The organism is Paenibacillus sp. FSL W8-0187 (genome assembly GCF_037969755.1).
Classification (GTDB): domain Bacteria; phylum Bacillota; class Bacilli; order Paenibacillales; family Paenibacillaceae; genus Paenibacillus_AQ.
In genome coordinates this window covers 3,400,563-3,419,480 of record NZ_CP150206.1, presented here as the reverse complement: position 1 = coordinate 3,419,480, position 18,918 = coordinate 3,400,563, and the positions used below count along the sequence as shown (strand labels likewise).

Below are 18,918 nucleotides of genomic sequence, written 5' to 3'. Positions count from 1 at the left end.
TCTCCCTTCTATTCCTTTTCTCTCGCCAATCGATTGACGATCGTGATGACGATAAGGCTAAACAGCAGAATCAATACGGATACCGCGCTGCCGTAGCCGAATCTCATATTCATAAACGAGTTGTTATACATATAAACGGTCATAACCTCCGTCGCATGTGCCGGTCCTCCGCCGGTCATGATCTGAATCAGATCGAATACGCGGAAGGAATTACTGATGCTGTAGACAACGGAGACGAGCAATGTCCCCCGGATCATCGGAATGGTAATGCGCATGATCCGGCTTAGTCCGGTCGCCCCATCCAGGGCAGCCGCCTCATTGACTTCATCGGGGATATTCTGAAGTGCAGCTAATAGAATGATCATATATAATCCGCAGTTTTGCCATATATAAGCGATGCTGATGGAAATCATGGACCAGAACGGATCGCCCAGCCAATTTTGCTGCCAGCTTTCAAGACCCAAAACGCCGAGCAGGTTATTCAGCATCCCGTATTCCGTGTTGTACACCATGCCCCAGATCAGGGATACCATGACCGATGAAATGACCACGGGCAGGAATCCGATGGTCCGGAAGAAACTGGAGCCCTTGAGTCCCCGATTCAGCAGCAAGGCCAGCAGCAGGCCAAGCGGAATCTGACCCGCTATCCCCGTAAACATGATAATGATGTTGTTTTTAACGGACAGCCAAAATATATCGTCCTTGAATATATCCACAAAATTGTCCAGCCCGATAAAACGCATAGGGGTGATCCCATCCCAGTTCATCAAGGAATAATAGACCGATAAGCCGATGGGAAATATGGCAATGCATATATATATAATGAGTGCTGGCGCCAAGCCCAAGAAAATAGCCCATTTCGTATGCTTAAGCGTATGCATTGGCGTAACTCCTTTCTTTCTGCCTTTAATAAGAAAAACCCGCTGCCGGGTTTTTCTTTGTGCCATCATGATCTTGACTTAGGGAAATCCGTCGCGCTTACTTCATGCTGTCGAAAGCTTCCTGCACCTCTTGGGCGAGCTCCTCCGGCGTACCTCTGCCAATCGTCAGAGCCTGCAATCCGTTCTGCATGACGTCGGTAACTTGCGTCGGAATGACACTGTCGAACACCGGTGCCGTACCCTTATTGGTCAACTCCAGCATTTCCTTGAGATACGGACTCGCATCTTCAGGAATTTCAACGTTGGCCGGTACGACAACGCCTTTACTGATCAGATCTTTGTATAAGTCCTCATTGACAAAAAACTTGATAAATTCCTCGGCAGCCGCTTTCTTTTCATCGCTCAATCCTTTTTTAATGGCGATGCCGTACTGAACGACGCCCGCGCTTTTCACCGGATCGCCTGAGCCTCCAGGGACGCTCGGAAAGAGCGCAATGCCGAATTTGTCCCCTTCCTCGTTGTTGATGCGGATTCTTCCGTCAACGGTAGAAGAAGAGATATGCATGGCTGCCTTGCCTTGAATGAAGTAGTCCTGCCCTTGCACGGAATCCATGTTGTTCGCATCCGTATTGAATGCTCCCAGCTTGGCGAGTTCATCGATGACCGCAATCGCTTTCACGTATTCGGGATCGGTAAACTTGGCTTCCTTGTTCAGAATTTTCTGCAAGAAGTCACTGCCTGCGTAACGGTCCCCGATAATCGACAAGAAGGAAGATTGAAGCGGCCATTTCTCTTTGTTGCCCAAGGAGATCGGCGTAATGCCGGCTTCCTTCAGCTTTTTCACCGCATCAATGAATTCGTCGTAGGTAGCCGGAAATTGGTCATAACCGACCCCAGCGAACATCTCTTTATTGTAATAAATAATGTCCACGAAGGTTTGTTTGGTCGGCACGGCGAATTGACTGTCGTTCTGGTTAAACCCGGCCAATGCGTCCTCCGGCAAAATATCCTTCCAGTTGTCCATCAGGTCATCCAGCGGCATCAGCAAATCCCCGGCAACCAGAGGAGCCAGGTCGGCACCAGGCCATACTACATTGATATCCGACAGGTTGTTGGCAGCAGCCAGCGTGCGCAGCTTCGTTTTATATTCGGTTGCCGCTACCCCGTCCTGTTTGATGATGATGTCAGGATGCTGTTTTTCGAACTCAGCGATCCGCTCTTTGTACACCTCGTTATCCACGTTCGGCGATGTCCATGGATGCATGATGTTCAAGGTAACCTTTTCCGGTTCTGCAGCATCTTTCTCTCCGGAGCCGCAGGCGACGGTTGACATGAGCAGCAGCGCAGCTGTTCCGGTCAGCAGCATCGTTCTAAGCTTCTTAGACGTTTTCATTTGTTATACCCCTCTCTTTATATGTTACATATTATGTTCTTATATTTAACAATATAAGATATATTAATTATACAAGCGGACTTTAAATCCCAATATCCATTAAAAAAACGATTTCATCTAATTTTTTCAAGTCATTTTGAATAGCGAGAACTTATAAAACATACTACTTCATAACAAACGTTAATTTTAATGACATTAAGTTTACGGAATTTCAAATTAATGGTATCGCTTACATGTTGGATTATATGGAAAGCGTGGCAGAGAAACCAGTTTTAACTCTGCCACGCCTTAACCCTTCGTTATTGCGGTTCGTTCAAAATATAATCTACCAACTCATCCAAAGGAACCGTTGCGAGCGCGATCGCCGTATCCGTCACGCCATAATAGATATAGAGAAGCCCGTCCTTGACTACATTCCCTGTCGGGAAAACGACGTTCGGAATCTGATAGCCGAACTTCTCATAGTACGTCTCCGGCTCCATAATGAACCGGCGGGTTCTGGCGATGATTTTTTCCGGATTTTCCAGATCCAGCAGCAAGGCCCCTACGCGATACACCGTATCTTGGTCTACGCCGTGGTAAAGCACCAGCCATCCCTTGTCTGTTCGTACCGGAGGCGTCGAGCCGCCGATTTTTTTGTACTCCCAGTCGTTGTTTTCGGCTTTTGCCAGCAGCTTGGGCTCGTCCCAATGCACCAAGTCGTCGGAGTAGCTGATCCACATGGCTGCTTTTTCGGTTCCATATTCCTCCCCTACATATTCTTCCGGTCTGCGAAGCAGCACATACTTGCCGTTGATTTTCTCCGGAAACAGAATGTTGTCGCGGTCATTGATATCAAGCGGCGTCGTATCGCATAGGTATTCCCAGTGAATGAGATCCTTGGAGGTCAATATCCCGGAGCGCGTCAGCCAGTGGCCTTCCTCATCTCCCCAGCCGTCCGGATACTCGGGAATCGAGCGTCCAGGGATGCCAGCTCCCGTCGGGTAATAGTTCATGGCGCATGGGCGCAAAGCATAGTTCAAATAAAAGGTGTCGTCGATCTTGACGATCCGCGGGTCCTGAATGCTGCCGTAGGGGAATCCCAGCTGGTCCGGTGTTACGACGGGCTCGTCCAACACATGGGTGAAATGCACACCGTCCGTGCTCTCCAGGAGACCAAGGTAGTTTTTACAGGGAGTCAGGGAGCCTGCCGTCCGTTCAATCATATAGAATTTTCCGTTATCGATAATGACCGCCGGATTGAATACCGTCACCTTTCTCCAGTCGTAGAGTCCAGGCACTACGATCGGATTTTCCGGATGCCGGGTAATTTTCATGGATAAGCCTCCTATGATCGTTATGTAAGTGTTATCAATTTCTTTACTTTATTATAAGAGGCTTAGCCAATTCATAATATCCTGCAAACTTTCAATATTATCCGAAATATTGTTATCTGTGATGTCCTGACAGTTAAATAACATAAAAAAGCGGTTCAATGAATGAACCGCTTGGATCTTTGGCCATTTGGCCAATACGTATATGGAATTACCCTTATTAGTGCATTATCCAGTAACAGCGCGATGTGTCTTTTAATTGCCGCTTTTACCTGTCTAGTATTAGCTATACACGAGTTCTTTTAAGCTTAAACCTAGCGCTTGCGCAGTTGATTCTTGAATTTCCTCGAATAGGGCTGGGTTGTTCGCAAGGGATATGCCGTAAGAAGGAATCATTTCTTTTATTTTCGGCTCCCACTCTTTCATCTGCTGCGGGAAGCATTTCTCTAATACTTCAAGCATAACGTGAACGGCTGTCGAAGCGCCAGGGGAAGCACCGAGCAAGGCAGCGACCGAGCCATCTGCGGCACTAACCACTTCCGTCCCAAATTGAAGCGTTCCTTTCCCTTTAGGCGTATCCTTAATCACTTGTACGCGTTGGCCCGCCACGACGATTTCCCAATCCTCGCTTTTGGCGTTAGGAATAAACTCGCGTAATTCTTCCATGCGTTTTTCATTCGAAAGCATCACTTGCTGGATCAAGTATTTGGTCAATGCCATCTCTTTTACTCCAGCGGCAAGCATGGTAACAAGATTATTCGGTTTGACGGAACTTATCAAATCAAAATTCGATCCTGTTTTTAAGAACTTGGGCGAGAAGCCGGCAAACGGACCAAAGAGCAATGCTTTTTGGTTGTCAATATATCTTGTGTCCAAGTGGGGAACCGACATCGGAGGGGCGCCAACCTTGGCTTTTCCGTATACTTTGGCATGATGCTGCGCTACCACTTCCGGATTCTTACACACCATGAATAGTCCGCTTACCGGGAATCCTCCGATATGTTTTGACTCAGGAATACCGGTTTTTTGCAACAAATGCAGACTTCCGCCTCCTCCGCCGATAAAGACGAACTTGGCCGTATGATATTCGGTTTTACCCTGCTGGATATCATGCACTTTCACTTTCCACGAACCATCTTGTGTACGTTTAATACCCTTGACGCTATGCTTGTAGTTAATCTCGGTGCCTTTGCTCTTCAAGTAGTCAAACAGCATGCGCGTTAAAGCGCCAAAGTTTATGTCCGTCCCGGAGTCGATTTTGGTTGCCGCAAACGGCTCATTCGTTGTACGCCCTTCCATAATAAGCGGAATCCATTCCTTCAGCTGATCCGGATCCTCGGAATATTCCATCCCTTGAAAGAGCGGGTTGTTTGACAGCGCTTCAAAACGTTTTTTCAAAAAAGCCACGTCTTTTTCACCTTGCACTAAACTCATATGAGGAATAGGCATGATAAAGTCCTGCGGATTGCGAATCAGATTGCTGTTTACCAGATAAGACCAGAACTGTCTTGAGACCTGAAACTGTTCGTTAATATTGATCGCTTTGCTGATGTCGATAGATCCGTCAGGTTTTTCGGATGTATAGTTAAGCTCGCACAATGCGGAGTGGCCGGTCCCCGCGTTATTCCATTCATTGGAGCTTTCTTCCCCCGCGCTTGCAAGTTTCTCAAACACTTTGATCTCCCATTCAGGTACTAACTCTTTCAGTAGGGCTCCCAATGTTGCGCTCATGACGCCGGCACCAATTAAGATTACATCTGTTTTTTTCTCCATGTTGCTCATTATAAACCTTCCTTATCCCATATATTTGAAAAAAGAGTAGGCGTCCCTGCTAAAAAGTTCATTAAAAAGCAAGGCGTCCCCTGAAAACACACCTTTTCTGTGTCATTTTTCACCATATTATTATAGTCTATTATAAATATTGATAGATTAAAATATCTACTATTATCTAATCATTATAAACTATTTAAAGTTGTTAACATAGTGAGAAGATCCTCCACAAAAAAAAGCCGCAAGAATCGCGACTTCTTATGTACTGATATTCAATGTGTGGAGGTTTATGTATTACTCTTCCCTTGGGAAGAATTAAAAAAGCGCCATGTCCATACGGACAAAGCGCTTTGGTAATTAGTGAGGGGCCATTTTGCCAGGCATTTGCGACTGCATCGGGGCAGTGCCGTAACTATTCTGCATGTACTGCATATCTTGCTGAGGCAGCTGTGGTACTTGGTAATAGCCATGCTTATTTTGATATAGCGAAATCTCATAAGCCATTTCTATGCAGTTGGGAAGGGAATCGGCAAGCACGCGGCGCACGACTGGATTCGTAGATTCCATGGCAGCATTGGTTTTCATCGTAGCACCCGATTTCACTGCGTTTAACATGCTGAGTGCGATGGTTTCATCGTTGATCTCGGCTGTAGACTGCATCGGTTTTTTCGGTTGGCCTGGCTTCATGCCGTAAATAAAGTCATTGCCCTGCTTCATTTTATAGCTTTGCGTTGGCTTTGATGGATCTTGTCCTGATTTAAAGCACTCTAAGGTGATGTTGTACTCATCTGTCATAAATTGCTTCTGGCGCTGCAGGATATCTCGAAGCTCCGGATCCTGTACATGCCCGCTCAGTATGGTATACGTGTTCATGGTGTTGATTGCCCCTGCCAATACTTCGTGGACATCAAACATTTCATGACCGCCATGGTTCATTTGCGGTGGAATCATACCTGTCTCCATGTTTTGATGATTTTGTGATTGTTCGAATTCCATTCATGTACCTCCTAAAGTTATTATACGCCCTTCATATTGTGGGTTCTTTTGTCCAGAATATACGGACGATTTGGAGATTTTTATGTGATGAAAGCAGTTGGTGATGAATTCTAATCCCAGAACTAATAAAAAAACGCCTTAAAAAGGCGGATACTCGTCAGTTCCTGATCAACCGCGACGGGCTGCGTCAGCCAACGCGTTGAGCCATTGCGCCCGCTACCCTTCAACTTTGGCGGCTATCTTCTTCCATGCGGATTGAATCTTCAGCTTCATCGAATCTGTGCTGTGCAGCATACACTTGATTAAGGTTGGCATCGTTTCGGCACTAACGCCATGCCGCTCGGCAAAAGCAAGGTACAAAAAAGTAAAGAAGCCGATAGATCACGGCTTCTTTACTTGCGCTATAGCAATCGTCATACTTGATGCCAAGTTCATCAAAGAACTGGTGGATGCTGTTTTCACCATCAGGTTACGCTATGCATCAATTTATCAATCCACGTCAATTCTCCATTAACCTGGGAGATCGAATACTGCAGAACCTCTTCCCGGAATAACTCGTCTCCACCTTCATCCAGTCTTCTCTCGATATCGGACAGCAGCTCTTCCAAGTCCTTCTTTCGCCTATGTAATATTCGAATCCGGTCCTCTTGAGAAATACGCTCGAACAGGGACACTCTTACCATGAATTCGATTTGATGTTTTGCATCTTTTTCGGTGAATTCATTAATGAGGTTGGCGATTTTCCCCCTGCCTGCTTCTGTAATTTCATATATATACTGATTCGGTCTGCCTTCTTGCTCATTTCGATGTTTGCGTACAAACCCCTCATCCGTAAACTTTCGCAATGTCGGATATAACATATTGTGATTGACGTCCATTAAATAACCGAGATCCTTTTGTATTTCTTTTTTTATTTCATAACCATGTTTCGGGGATTTTTCGATTTGGATCAGAATGAGAAGTTCAAGATACATGATGGCTCAGGCCTTTCGTTAACGGATTTGGCAAAATCGCTGCATCGAAGCAGCACACCTCTAGAGTATATGTTCTACTAAAATCCGACAAGGCAGAATATAAACGGAACTTTGGACATGGGTCATTGGAAACTATGACCAGCTGTGTCATTATGTTAAATTAACATATGGTATATTACACTAGAATTGGAGGGAATGTAATGAATCATGATATCATCTCTTTAGAGGAAATCACGCAATTCCATTCACCGACCGAAGAATTCAATCCTTATGATTGGTACAAGCACAAATTGCAGCATGAGCCCATCGTTTATAACCAGGCAACCCATACATGGAACGTCTTCCGTTACAATGACGTAAAGAGGGTTCTCAAGGATCATGAATATTTCTCTAGTGCAAGAACTCGAACGACAATTAGCGTTGGTGCCGACAATGCCGAAGGTCAGAAGATGAGTAAAATCAACCTTCAATCCGACCCGCCGGAGCACCAAAAAAGTCGAGCATTGATTTCCGCCGCTTGTACCCCTCGCAGTTTAAAACTCTGGGAACCGCGCATTCAGGAGATTGCAGACCAGCTTTTGAGCGAAATGGGAGACGCCGATGTCATTGATATCGTTCAAAATTACGCGAGTGCGCTGCCGACCATCGTCATAGCCGATCTGCTCGGCGTCCCTTCGGAAGACCGCTTGTTGTTTAAGGAATGGGTCAACCATTTATTCCTCCCCTTGCCCAAAGACCATTCGGAAGATGTACAGGAACTGAAACGTCAAGCAGCCAAGGAATATTACAACTATCTCTACCCTCATATCGTCCAAAAAAGAGCAAATCTATCTGACGATATCATCTCCGACCTCATTCAAGCCGAGGTGGATGGAGATCGATTATCGGATGACGAGATCGTCAGAACAACGATGTTCATCCTCGGTGCGGGTATTGAAACCACGACGCATCTGCTAGCCAATACGTTCTATTCCTTCTTATATGATAACAACCAAATTTATGGCGAAATTCGGGACGATCGCGAGCTTCTTCCCAATGCCATAGAGGAAATGCTCCGCTATCGGTTTAACATTGCCAAAATGGACCGGACCGTAAAACAGGATAACAATATACTCGGCGTGGATTTGAAGCAGGGCGACGTCGTCGTCGCATGGATGAGCGCTGCCAATATGGATGAAGAGGTATTCGAGGATCCCTTCACCTTGAATATCCACCGCGCCAATAATAAAAAGCATTTAACTTTTGGTAACGGTGCACACTTCTGCCTGGGAGCTCCGCTAGCACGACTTGAGGCAAACATTGCGATAAGCAGATTTATGGATTACTTCCCGCATATTGAGCCCATTGCCGATTTTAAACTGGAGGATAACCTGAGTCCGTCTGCGGCAGGACAAATGTTGACGCAGCTTCCAATCCGTGTTCATCGGTAATGCTGACCTATGTCCTGTACAATCAAAAAAAGCCCTGCACAGCAAGGGCTCATGGTATCAAGAGACCCTGTCTATTTCTAAAGGCACAGGGTCTCTCACTTTTTATGCACTCATTCTTTCACTTTGTTCCTCTTAGATTCATACCAATAACCGGGCCGTCCGTTGTTTAAACGCATGAGCGCTTCGAGAAAGAAATAATCCCCCCATATAACAAAATCGTCCGGCGCGATCCCTCCCCTGACAAAATACGAACCATGCCGCAGAAAACCTTCTTCATCCGGATTACCGTCCGTAAAATAACCGTTAACCATCGAGACCATCGAACGCCGAACGGCATTTATGAAAAGCTCCCTGCGGGGATCATCGCCTGGCAGCTGATCCGCGATTTCCAGAATCCCGCATGCTGCAATGGCAGAGGCAGAGCTGTCCCTCGGCGTCAGCGCCGATGCCGGGACGTCAAAATCCCAATAGACGACATGATCATCCGGAAGGTGGTCGATGTAATAACGCGCCATTCGAATGGCAGCGTCCAAATATTGCGGCTCTTGGAAATAACGGTAAGCCAGCGCGAATCCGTAAATGCCCCAAGCCTGCCCCCGCGACCACGTAGACCCATCCCTGTATCCTTGGTGCGTCCCGCCTCGCACGGAATCGCCAGATTCCAGATCAAAATAAAAAGTATGGTAGGAAGAGCCGTCTCCACGCACCAGGAATTTTAAGCTTTTGTCAGCGTGAATGCGTGCGACATCGGCATATGCAGCATTTCCAGTCTGTTCGGTGGCCCAGCATAACAAGGGCAGATTCATCAGGCAGTCGATGATGATCCTGCCGCCGTTTTGGGGATCATGTTCAGGACCCCATGCCTGGATAAGCTGAAGCGAGGGCCTCCATCGTCTCATGAGCGCATCTGCGGCTTGCAGCGCCGTGTTCTTGGCAGTCTCGTCTCGTTCCACGAACCATTCCGCCAAAGCGGATAATGAATACAAAAAGCCGATATCATGATGCTCCAGCTTTTGGTTTTGCGCTAATCTCTCTTGAAACGAACGCACAGATCGGATAGCTGCCTCACGAAAGCAGGGATCCTTGCCGTACTCGTAACTCAGCCACAGAATGCCAGGCCAAAATCCCTCCGTCCAATCCGTATGATTCACCAGCTGATACTTGCCGCCCCCGTTTCCGACATGCGGAAACCGATGTTCAAACCGGGCGATATTCGCTTTCGTTGTGTGTAAGGTTCGTTCGATGACAGCGTTCCAGTCCATAATGTCCTCCCCATATCCATTTTGTTTCATCTGATCTGGCTCCATACCGATATCGCTACCGTCTATACGTTCGACTATTTCGGTTCGACTTCATCCAGGGTCATGCGGTATTCCAGATCCTTCATGTACGTCCCGTCCGCGTGCAGAAAGGTCATGCCGAAGGCAATATCCCCGCCGGTTCCGCGGACGATCGCGATCAGCCGGTTGAGTCCGCCCTTCAAGACAAGCTCGCGCTCCGGTTCACGCACATGCTCACCGTTCAGGTAAATGGCATACGGCACATTAGCATAAACTCGCAAACGTCCCTTGCGGACTGGCTTAGCTCCTCCTCCAGGTACCTGCACAAAACAGCTCATAAGCCATGGATCATATCCGGTGCAGGCAATCCGCATCATTCCATCCTCGGATTGCCGCTCTTTTTTCTGCATCCAGCCGTATAGTCCTTCACCCAAATTGTTCAACGAAAATTCAGGATCGGTATAGTATGTCTTCATCGCCTCGTAATCGACATGAGACGGGCAAGGCAGTACCATAACCGCTTCCACGGCCCATGTCCCGTCGTCTTTCTCGCTTACCAGCAAGCCATCATCAAAGACGGCACCCTGGTTGGCGAGCAAACGGGTATAGAGTCTTAGTGCCTTCTCATTGTTGGGGTCTAGCAGAAGCTGGGAGCACAGGATGGAGCCTGCCCCCGTCCTCTCTTGGACCAGAAACGCTCCGGAGGAACGGGCTTTCCTGCGGTTCAGTTCGACCAGTGCGAGACGGCTGTATTCGGATGTGTAACCATTGACGAAATAATCTTTCCAAGCGGTTCCCTCCACGCTAACGCACAAGGCGTCCGTTCCCGCAACCTCAAGCCGGTAGGCGGCAAGCAAACGGTTCGAGGTGTCCCGGGGGGACAGAAATACTTTGTCATAGCCGAACAGCTCGACCGGACTGAAGCCGCTTACGGCCTTGTTGGTGTAATCCACCGCTAGATGGTACGCCTCGTGAGGCTCCACTCTCACAGGACGGTCCAACAGGCGGGCAAGATTGCCATGCTGACTGCTGTCCGCCGGCAGGACAAGCACATGTCCGCCTGCTTCGGCATAGCGCCGGGCGGCCTCGGCTGAGCCAGGAGCCGCAAGCAGGCTTGCTTCTGCTACGAGCAAGCCGAATGATTGCGCGAAGAATGCGGGAAGATCGCCCCGGCCATTTTCGTCATGGGTCACACCCTCATTTATCAGCGCAGCTGCATCCAGCACCGTGTAGCGCAGGCACAGCCGGTCGAGGAACGCAGCCGCTTCCCCGCCGGGACGGACCAGCGCCCCCACCAGCCGCACAGTCGCACCGTCAGCGATTTCGTTGCGACCGGTGTAAGCCAGCAGGTTACGCAGCAGCAGACAGGCTTGCGGAACGCGCCCAAGATTAGCCATCAGCTCCAACTGATTGGCCACAAACATGCCGCTTCCGCTCCGGTACTCCAAGAGCGGCGACCATAAATCCCCACCGTCGCCGAAATCGCCAGCGCTGCACTCCAGCAGCAGGGTGAAATCGCCTTGGAGCGGCTTTTCGAATGCGGCGTAAATGATAGGCAGCGGGCCCTCTTCGCGAAGCTCCTCGTGCCAGAACATTAGATCCGAGTCGCTTAAACCCTTAAGCACCGGATGTTGGTAATCGCCGGCATGGGCCCGAAGAAACGGTCTCCGCGACAGCCTGAGCCGGCCGCCTAGCGACAACCCGCACTGCTCCAGCATCAGCAGGCGACCGCCGCGTGCGACGAAGCCTTTTAACTCCGCCTCCAACCCGCCATCCGGGTCCTCTGCCTTACTGCCGATGATAAGCAAATGATCGCATGACAGCAGAGCAAGCCCATCCCGGGCTACCCGCTTGCAGTCGGGAACAAGATTTCGGATCTTGAAGTAATCTGTTTCAGATCCCCAGTAAGCTGTCGGGCGTACAACTTCAACCGGATGGCGAAGGAGGCTTCCCGACACAAGACGGTATTCCTTCCGAAGCTCATGCATAATCCGATCGCCATGGAACAGCACTGCCGTCAGCACTATCATTCCTTCAGTCTCAACGTGGACCGGAGTCCACGACATCGCAATGGTTTTCTGCTCGGCCGGCTCCTGCCGGAATATGAAACTGCGTTCATGAATGATCGTTTCCCCTTGCCTAATCACGCACTCGATCCGAACATCCTGTGCGGACAACGTGTCGTTGAAGACGTCAAAGCTGCGGGTGATGGTTGCGTCGTCGTAGAAACAGTGGTTGTATTCGGCCGCGAACATCGTGACCGGCTTAAACGCCTCCGCCATGGGGGCAAAAGCCGGATTAGGAACATACATCGGATCATCAGGCAGCAGGCCGTTGTTGATCGTAAGCGAATAGGCCGGTATCACCTTGGGCTTCACCCCGGGCAGGCCTGGTTCGGACGGTGGGACAGCGACGTCGTTCTCCGGCATAGCTCTCATGAAATAATGGGCGAAATTGAATGTCGCAATGCCCGAGACGCCTTGCCGCCGCGCATACTCTACGAATAGGCGTTCCTTCTGCGCCAGCCCGACCGTGCTTTCGTCCGTACTGCGATATGCTTGCAGCCCCGCATACATGCTGGCGTTTTGAGGGCATATGTACCACCAGCCACCGTGTTCACCGAAGGTTAATGGGACCGAACGGTCCCATTGAGCGATGGTGCCGTCAATATTGTAATGGCGGCTTTCCACCTCCGTATGGGCATTGGACACCAGTCGGTTGTCTCCTTCGGCGACGATCGGACGAGTGGCGTCCAGTTCCCGGATCGCCTCCATAAGGCCGGGAATATGCACCTTATAGCCGTCCCGGCCGTCCACCCAGCGCATTTCGTTCTGCAGGCTCCACATGATGACGGAAGGATGATTCTTGTCACGCTTAACGAGCCGCTGTACATGCTTGCGGCAGTTGTCCAAGTAATCGGGATGGTCGGCGAGCATGGATTTGCCCGATCCGTATATCGCTGTTTCGTCGATGATCAGCATGCCCTCTTCGTTGGCGATTCGGACATAATCCTCCGGATAAGGCTCAGCATGCAGCCGGATGCTGTTGATTCCGACGGAGCGGCACATCCGGTACCAGTTCCGGATGTACGCTTCCGTCTGCTGCAGTCCCCCTTGAAAATGCCACGAATCGCCGCGCAAACGGATCGGGATGCCATTCAGCATGAATTGCGGACCTTCGCACCAAAATTCACGGAAACCAAACACTTCCTCGTGACGGTCTAGCACCTGCTCACCTTCTACAAGCTCAAGCTCCGCCATATACAAATACGGCGTATCGGGATCCCATAGGATGGCATCGCTCCACTCCAAATTAAAGGAAGCACGGTAGACCGTCTCGCTGGGTATGTTTTCGCACAGTCTAATCTTCATCGCATCCACCGGATCGATGCGCTGTGCCGTCTGCTCTGCCTGTAGGACAGACACGGACCGCCCTCCATCTCCGAATCGCAGCCCGCCGCCTTCCCCTTTCTCCGCAGAAAATCCTTCCGTTTCGATTCCAAGCTTTTGGCTTCGCAATGACTTCTTTTCATTAGCCGCATACCGGTTGTTGCTACTGCTTATCGAAGCTGCATTTTCCCTCGTATCTGACTTTTCTTCCCCTTGCCTTATCACGCCAATCTCTCGCACGCTCAACCTGACGTGAAGGGGACCGTGATCCCCTCCTATTTCCGCCGCCCCAGCGGTGACGTCCAGTTCAAACCGCCCTTTCCGAACGGAGGTGCGGATGGTTACATCCTCTATAGACAGGACCGGATAGCTTTCCAGGTAAACGTCCTGCCATATTCCCCGGGCAACATTTCCGAACCAGGAGCCCATCAGCCCGGTCACCTTCTCCATGCCGTTTGCCAACGTTATTTTGTCGAAGCTGCCGCATACGACATGGAGATGATGCTCATGCCCATGCTCGGCCCAAGGCGTGATATCGAGACGCAGCGGCAGGTAGCCGTCTTCCCATACGGCGACTTCTTCCCCATCAAGAAAAATGACGGCCTTTTGCATGATGCCGTCCATCCGCAGCACAATCCGCTCCCCGGACATGGTTTCGGGAATATGAAAACTTCTATGCAACACGCCCTCTTCCGCGCCGTCCCATTCTTTCGGATAGCCGTAGAGATCCATCGGGGCATACCCATGCTCGCGAATTTCGCCGAACGATTTGCCGTTGGCCTGCTCGTAGGATGATCTCCAGCAGGAAGGAACTTGGATTTGCTGCGGCTCGTAGACGATTTTATCCGGAAGCCGGCGGCACTGAGGCTGACCATACAGCGGCATGAAATCCCAGTCCCCGTTCAGGCATAATCGGTTACGCATGGTTTGTTCCCTGCCTTTGGATGAAAGAACGTGCCTCAAGGACAAGCTTCAGCTCTCGCCAAATCTCCTGACTGTCTGGCGCACCCTCCCACTTCATGAAATGCGGCTCCATCACCGCTGCCCAATCGTCCGGACGGAGCGTTGTTTTCAACTTTCCTTCATAAGGGGCTGGCTCAAGTGTGGCCGGGAGCTCTGAGTAAAAAAAGAGCAGATTCTCATGCATGCCGATGATGCCGAATTTATCTCCATCGCCCGGCCGTTCTTCCTGGTACTGGTAATGATAGTACACGTAGCTTGAGACCTCTTCGGGCTTTAGCCGGGCAATCCTTCCATACGGCACACTGTGATCATTCGTCCGTACCCAATGCTGCTCCGAAACGGGCGCTTGATAATGAAAAATGTCGGCCATCGACGCCCATCTGCGTCCCGGATCTCCTCCCGGCCAAACGGCCAACCATACCTCAGCTCGCGGCAGCAAACTTTCCGGAAGCACCTTCTCCCCGAGACATTCATAATAAAGAAACAACCGGCTTCCGTCTGTAAACAAGCTTAATCGGGCCACGCGTTCCCGTTCCATCGCCGTGTGGATCTCTTGTGAAACACTTTCGCCCCGTAACAGTGTAAGGGCATCTTCCTCGATTCCTTCGCCCCTAAATAGACATCGCTGCATGATGAACCTCCCATCGTGAATTTTGAAACTCCTGAAGATCAAAATCCGTATCCGTTTTATTTGCCGATCATAAAAGGCGCTCCCGCCATTTACCGGGAGGAAGCGCCTCATTTCCTTAAGGCACCACTGTGAAACGGATGTTGTCAAACAGCATGTAGTCGAATCCGCTCACGTAGAAGCCGACTTTGCCGGATGGCCGGTGATTCGGATCGGTACCGGCAAGCCTCGGCTCGCCATCCACATAAATGGAGACGTCCCCGTCCTTTACGCTAATCTTGACTGCATATTCCGTTTCCGGCTGCAGGTCTCGATTCGGCAAGACGGACTCGGCGATCTTCTGCCAGGCTGTGTCGTAGAGTATCCAGGCGGATGTCCCATCCACGCGGGTCCGATAGCCGATTCGGGTAGAGCCGCTTGCATCTTGACGATCAAAGACGTACATTGTACCGTCGTCCGGCATGACGGCCGGGGTCTTCAGCGTGAACTCCAGCTCATACGATTCGAAGACCCGGTCCAGCAGGCCTGTTGCCCCGTTCAAAATTTTGTAGCGGCGATTACCGTCCGGATCGGCCGCGATGCTGCGGTTCGGGTCTACCGGCCAGCCGTTGCTGCCCGATTCGAAGTCGGTCTCGTGCATGATGTTCGAAACGGTCACGGCGATATCCGCTTTGATGAGCGGGTTGACCACGGACACGGCTGTGACGGTCGTCTCTCCTTCATATACGGCACTGACGACCCCCTTGTCGCTCACCTCCGCTACGGCCGGATCGGCGGATTGCCAAGTAACGCCGGTATCCGGGGTATCCGCGGGATCGAACGTCACCTGCAGCTGATGCTGCTCGCCGGCGGCAAGCCGTATTTCGCGCTCGGACGGTATGATGCCGGCCAGCTCCGTGCTCAGTGCCTTGAACCGGATGTCGTCAAACAGCATGTGGCTGACGTTGTTGACGTAGAATCCGACCTTGCCTGCCGCGTTATGGCCGGGATCGGCGGCCTTCAGGCGGAAATGGCCGTCCACGTACACGCTGATATCGCCGCCCTTGACCCGCATCTTGATCTCGTATTCCGTATTCGGCTGCAGGTCGTGTCCTGGGAGTTTCTCTTCATGCAGCACGGTCCAGGCTGCGTTATACAGCAGCCAGGAGGAAGAGCCGTCCGGACGGGTTTTGTAGCCGACGCGGGTCGAGCCGCTGCCCGCCTGGCGATCGAACACGTACAGCGTTGCATTTTCCCCGATCGACTCAGTCGTCTTCAGTTTGAAGGTCAGCTCATAATCGGTGAAGGTTTTGTCGCTGAGGGCGGTAGCACCGTTCAGTATTTTATACCAGCGGTTGTCGCCTTCTTTGACGATGCTGCGGTTCGCATCCTGCGGCCAGCCGTTTGCACCTGACTCGAAATTGGTGAAATCCATGACCCCGTCTCCGGCTTCGACTATGACGTCCACCATTGCCGTGAGCTGAGGATTCTCCGCCGACGCCACCGTGATGACCGTCTGGCCCACCTCCTGACCCGTGACGATACCGTTATTGTCAACCGTGGCGATGCCGGGATCGGCCGACGTGAAGACCAGCTTCGGATTCTCCGCGTTCCATGGGAGGACCGCCGTGCGCAGCTTTACCGTTTTCCACCGATCCACCGTGATTTCGTTGTCGTAGACCACCACGCTTTGCACTGGGTAGCTGTCCGGGCTGTTGGTCGTGCCCGCTTTCCCGTTGATGCCAATCTCGTGAAATGGGATATCAGGGAAGCCGGGGATGGCCTGAAATACTTCCGCATCCGGACGCAGCGACAGATCGCCTCCTGCCAAATCGACGAACCCGGGATCCTCGTCGGTTACCCAGTTATCGGCGTATTGGACAAGACTGAATTTGTCGTACGCCCCCTGCTCGTTCGTTGTCGTGCTGCGTGGAAGCGTCGGATTGTAGACAACGTTGCCGTGAAACGTATTCGTATCCGGATAATAACGATTTTCCGTGAAAAAGTTCGTCAGCTCCGGATATTTGGCCAGGTACGGCGTGCCGACGAAGTCGTTGTTGGCCTCGAACAGCGCCTCCCACTTCGGCATGTAATTCAGCGGAACTTGATCGTCCGGCTCATCGCCTAGAAACAAATCCGCGTAGTCATATGGAACCTTGCTGTCCACAAAGATATTGTTGCGGGCCAAAATATGCGCGCCCCCGTTGTTTTTGATTGCTGAATTCCCCATACGATAGAAGATATTCTCATCGATCTGAAGCCCCATCGTGAAATTATCAGGATAGACCCCTTCAACGCCGGGTTTGCTTTCTCCGATGTTGTGGAAGTAATTGCGACGGATAATGGTGCCGCGCTGCTGGGGCGTTTCGCCCGCATTCATGTAAATGGCGCCGAGATCCGAGAAGGTTTTGCATACGTCGTAAATATCGTTGTACTCCACGAGATGATCGTTGCCGAAGATCAGCACGCCGGGATGGGGAGCATCGTGCAGCTCGTTATGCGACATGCGGTTACCCACCCCGGACAAGAGAACGCCGGGATTGTAGGCCTTATGATAATAAGCAAAATCATGAATGTGAGAGTTCTCCACCGCATTGTTGCCCGGCGCGAGCGTCGTCTTGTCGCCTCCGGTAAGCGTGACGGCGGTACCCCCGATATGGTGGATGTGGGTAAATTCGATCTTATGGTCCGTTCCCGGAACTCCGGTAAAATCGTTGTAATGGAAGCGGCTCTGAGTGTTGACCAGCACGCCGCTATTGGTGAAATTGCGGATTTCGCTATTTAGGACACGCATATGGCTGCCGCCCATAAAGACGACCGCCGAATCGCGCCCGTTCTCCAAGATCAGCTCCGAGAATTCGTTATAAGATGCGTCTAGCGCATTGATCATCGGCGTCTTCAGCATCGTCACTTCGATGGATGGATTCGCGGTCATGAATTCGGCATTCGGCAGAAAATAGAGCTTTCCGGCCTGGCGGTCGATGTAATACTCGCCGGGCATATCGATCTCCTCCAGCAGGTTTTGAGCGAAATGGAAATCTGGGTACCAGTTCTTAAAAATGCCGCTCATTTCTCCATACCGGAGCGTAATGCTCTTGGCCTGGGTGTCGATGGAAGCGATCTTGTTGTAGGACCATTCCCAGCTGTAGCCGAAAATGCCATCCAGCCAGATGTCGTCCGCCTGCGTCCAGTATTGCGGTCTGTCATACGTATAGGTAAAGGTCCCGCCTCTCGTATGAACCTCCCCGTTCGGATCTTTCCGCGTCGGTCCCGGATCGAGGATTTCGTCCATTTGAACGCTTCCCTCGTTCGGCCAGCGAGCCAGCGTCATGCCTTCCCCGCCCACGTACAACTCCATCGGCGGTACCTTGCTCAAATCGTTGGCCAGATAATAACCATGCCGGCTCATTTCGCCGTAATCGGTAATGCCGAGGGCAGCCAGATCGGCTACCAGCACTTCGTTTCGTGCCTCTTCGCTGATAATGCGGTTCAGTACGGCAGAATCGGTTACCGGAACGAATGCGGATTTCTCCAACTTCTTAGAACCGGACAAGATAACCGTTTCACCTGGATAGGCCGTATAGGTGACCGGCTTACCCGCTTCCCCCGAATCCTGCAAACCCAGCTCGAAGCTGGTTGCCCGCTCATACCGGCCTTCCCGAAGATAGACCGTGACGCCGCCCCGAGGCAGTCCCTTCTTCGCTTTCAACGCCCGAATGGCGTCACGCGCTTTTTCCAACGTTCGAAACGGTTTCTTGATCGTCCCTTTGTTCGAGTCATTTCCGTCTAAGGCCACGTAATAAGCCGTCCCGTACGGATTTCCATAAGCCGACGCCGTCTCGGCGGCCGGCAGAAATGGATACAGCGCGAACAACAGGCTTGCCGCCAGCGCCGCAAGCACAAGCTTCTTCATAAATCGCTC

12 protein-coding genes are annotated in these 18,918 nt (G+C 51.0%); 1 reads left to right on the top strand and 11 read right to left on the bottom strand.

Going from position 1 to position 18,918, the window contains the following annotated elements; translation table 11 throughout:
* Window positions 1–8: 8 nt before the first annotated feature.
* The 7 genes from MKY48_RS15380 to MKY48_RS15350 form a co-directional block, all read right to left on the bottom strand.
* Window positions 9–881 (bottom strand): sugar ABC transporter permease, encoded by an 873-nt coding sequence (locus MKY48_RS15380; RefSeq protein WP_015735068.1) that lies wholly within the window; start codon window positions 879–881, stop codon window positions 9–11.
* A gap of 97 nt (window positions 882–978) precedes the next feature.
* Complete coding sequence (locus MKY48_RS15375; protein WP_076323333.1) at window positions 979–2,274, bottom strand: extracellular solute-binding protein; 1,296 nt, start codon at window positions 2,272–2,274, stop codon at window positions 979–981.
* A gap of 299 nt (window positions 2,275–2,573) precedes the next feature.
* Window positions 2,574–3,590 carry a glycosidase gene (locus MKY48_RS15370; protein WP_339293335.1) on the bottom strand — a complete coding sequence of 339 codons (1,017 nt, stop codon included), beginning with the start codon at window positions 3,588–3,590 and terminating at the stop codon, window positions 2,574–2,576.
* A gap of 279 nt (window positions 3,591–3,869) precedes the next feature.
* Window positions 3,870–5,369 (bottom strand): malate:quinone oxidoreductase, encoded by a 1,500-nt coding sequence (locus MKY48_RS15365; protein ID WP_339273074.1) that lies wholly within the window; start codon window positions 5,367–5,369, stop codon window positions 3,870–3,872.
* Window positions 5,370–5,714: 345 nt separating this feature from the next.
* Window positions 5,715–6,353 (bottom strand): spore coat protein, encoded by a 639-nt coding sequence (locus tag MKY48_RS15360; protein ID WP_339273072.1) that lies wholly within the window; start codon window positions 6,351–6,353, stop codon window positions 5,715–5,717.
* Window positions 6,354–6,569: 216 nt separating this feature from the next.
* On the bottom strand, window positions 6,570–6,668 hold the full coding sequence (locus MKY48_RS15355) for a hypothetical protein (RefSeq protein ID WP_339273506.1): 99 nt from the start codon (window positions 6,666–6,668) through the stop codon (window positions 6,570–6,572).
* 149 nt (window positions 6,669–6,817) lie between these two features.
* Window positions 6,818–7,327, bottom strand: a complete 510-nt coding sequence (locus tag MKY48_RS15350) for a PadR family transcriptional regulator (protein WP_339293334.1) — start codon at window positions 7,325–7,327, stop codon at window positions 6,818–6,820.
* A gap of 200 nt (window positions 7,328–7,527) precedes the next feature.
* Here MKY48_RS15350 and MKY48_RS15345 point away from each other — a divergent pair, with 200 nt between their 5' ends.
* Entirely contained in the window at window positions 7,528–8,757 is a 1,230-nt protein-coding gene (locus MKY48_RS15345; RefSeq protein WP_339293333.1) for a cytochrome P450, read from the top strand.
* A gap of 110 nt (window positions 8,758–8,867) precedes the next feature.
* Here the strand turns inward: MKY48_RS15345 and MKY48_RS15340 are convergent, their stop codons facing one another.
* The 4 genes from MKY48_RS15340 to MKY48_RS15325 all read right to left on the bottom strand — a co-directional run bounded on the left by MKY48_RS15340 (window position 8,868) and on the right by MKY48_RS15325 (window position 18,909).
* Window positions 8,868–10,019: a glycoside hydrolase family 88 protein gene (locus MKY48_RS15340; protein WP_339273505.1), complete on the bottom strand. Its 1,152-nt coding sequence runs from the start codon at window positions 10,017–10,019 to the stop codon at window positions 8,868–8,870.
* A 74-nt stretch (window positions 10,020–10,093) separates the two neighbouring features.
* A complete protein-coding gene (locus tag MKY48_RS15335; protein WP_339293332.1) occupies window positions 10,094–14,350 on the bottom strand; it encodes a glycoside hydrolase family 2 TIM barrel-domain containing protein in 4,257 nt (1,418 codons plus the stop codon).
* Window positions 14,343–15,020: a hypothetical protein gene (locus tag MKY48_RS15330; RefSeq protein ID WP_339293331.1), complete on the bottom strand. Its 678-nt coding sequence runs from the start codon at window positions 15,018–15,020 to the stop codon at window positions 14,343–14,345. Before MKY48_RS15330 ends, MKY48_RS15335 begins: the two co-directional genes overlap by 8 nt.
* Window positions 15,021–15,135: 115 nt before the next feature.
* Complete coding sequence (locus tag MKY48_RS15325; RefSeq protein WP_339293330.1) at window positions 15,136–18,909, bottom strand: Ig-like domain-containing protein; 3,774 nt, start codon at window positions 18,907–18,909, stop codon at window positions 15,136–15,138.
* Window positions 18,910–18,918: the final 9 nt, after the last annotated feature.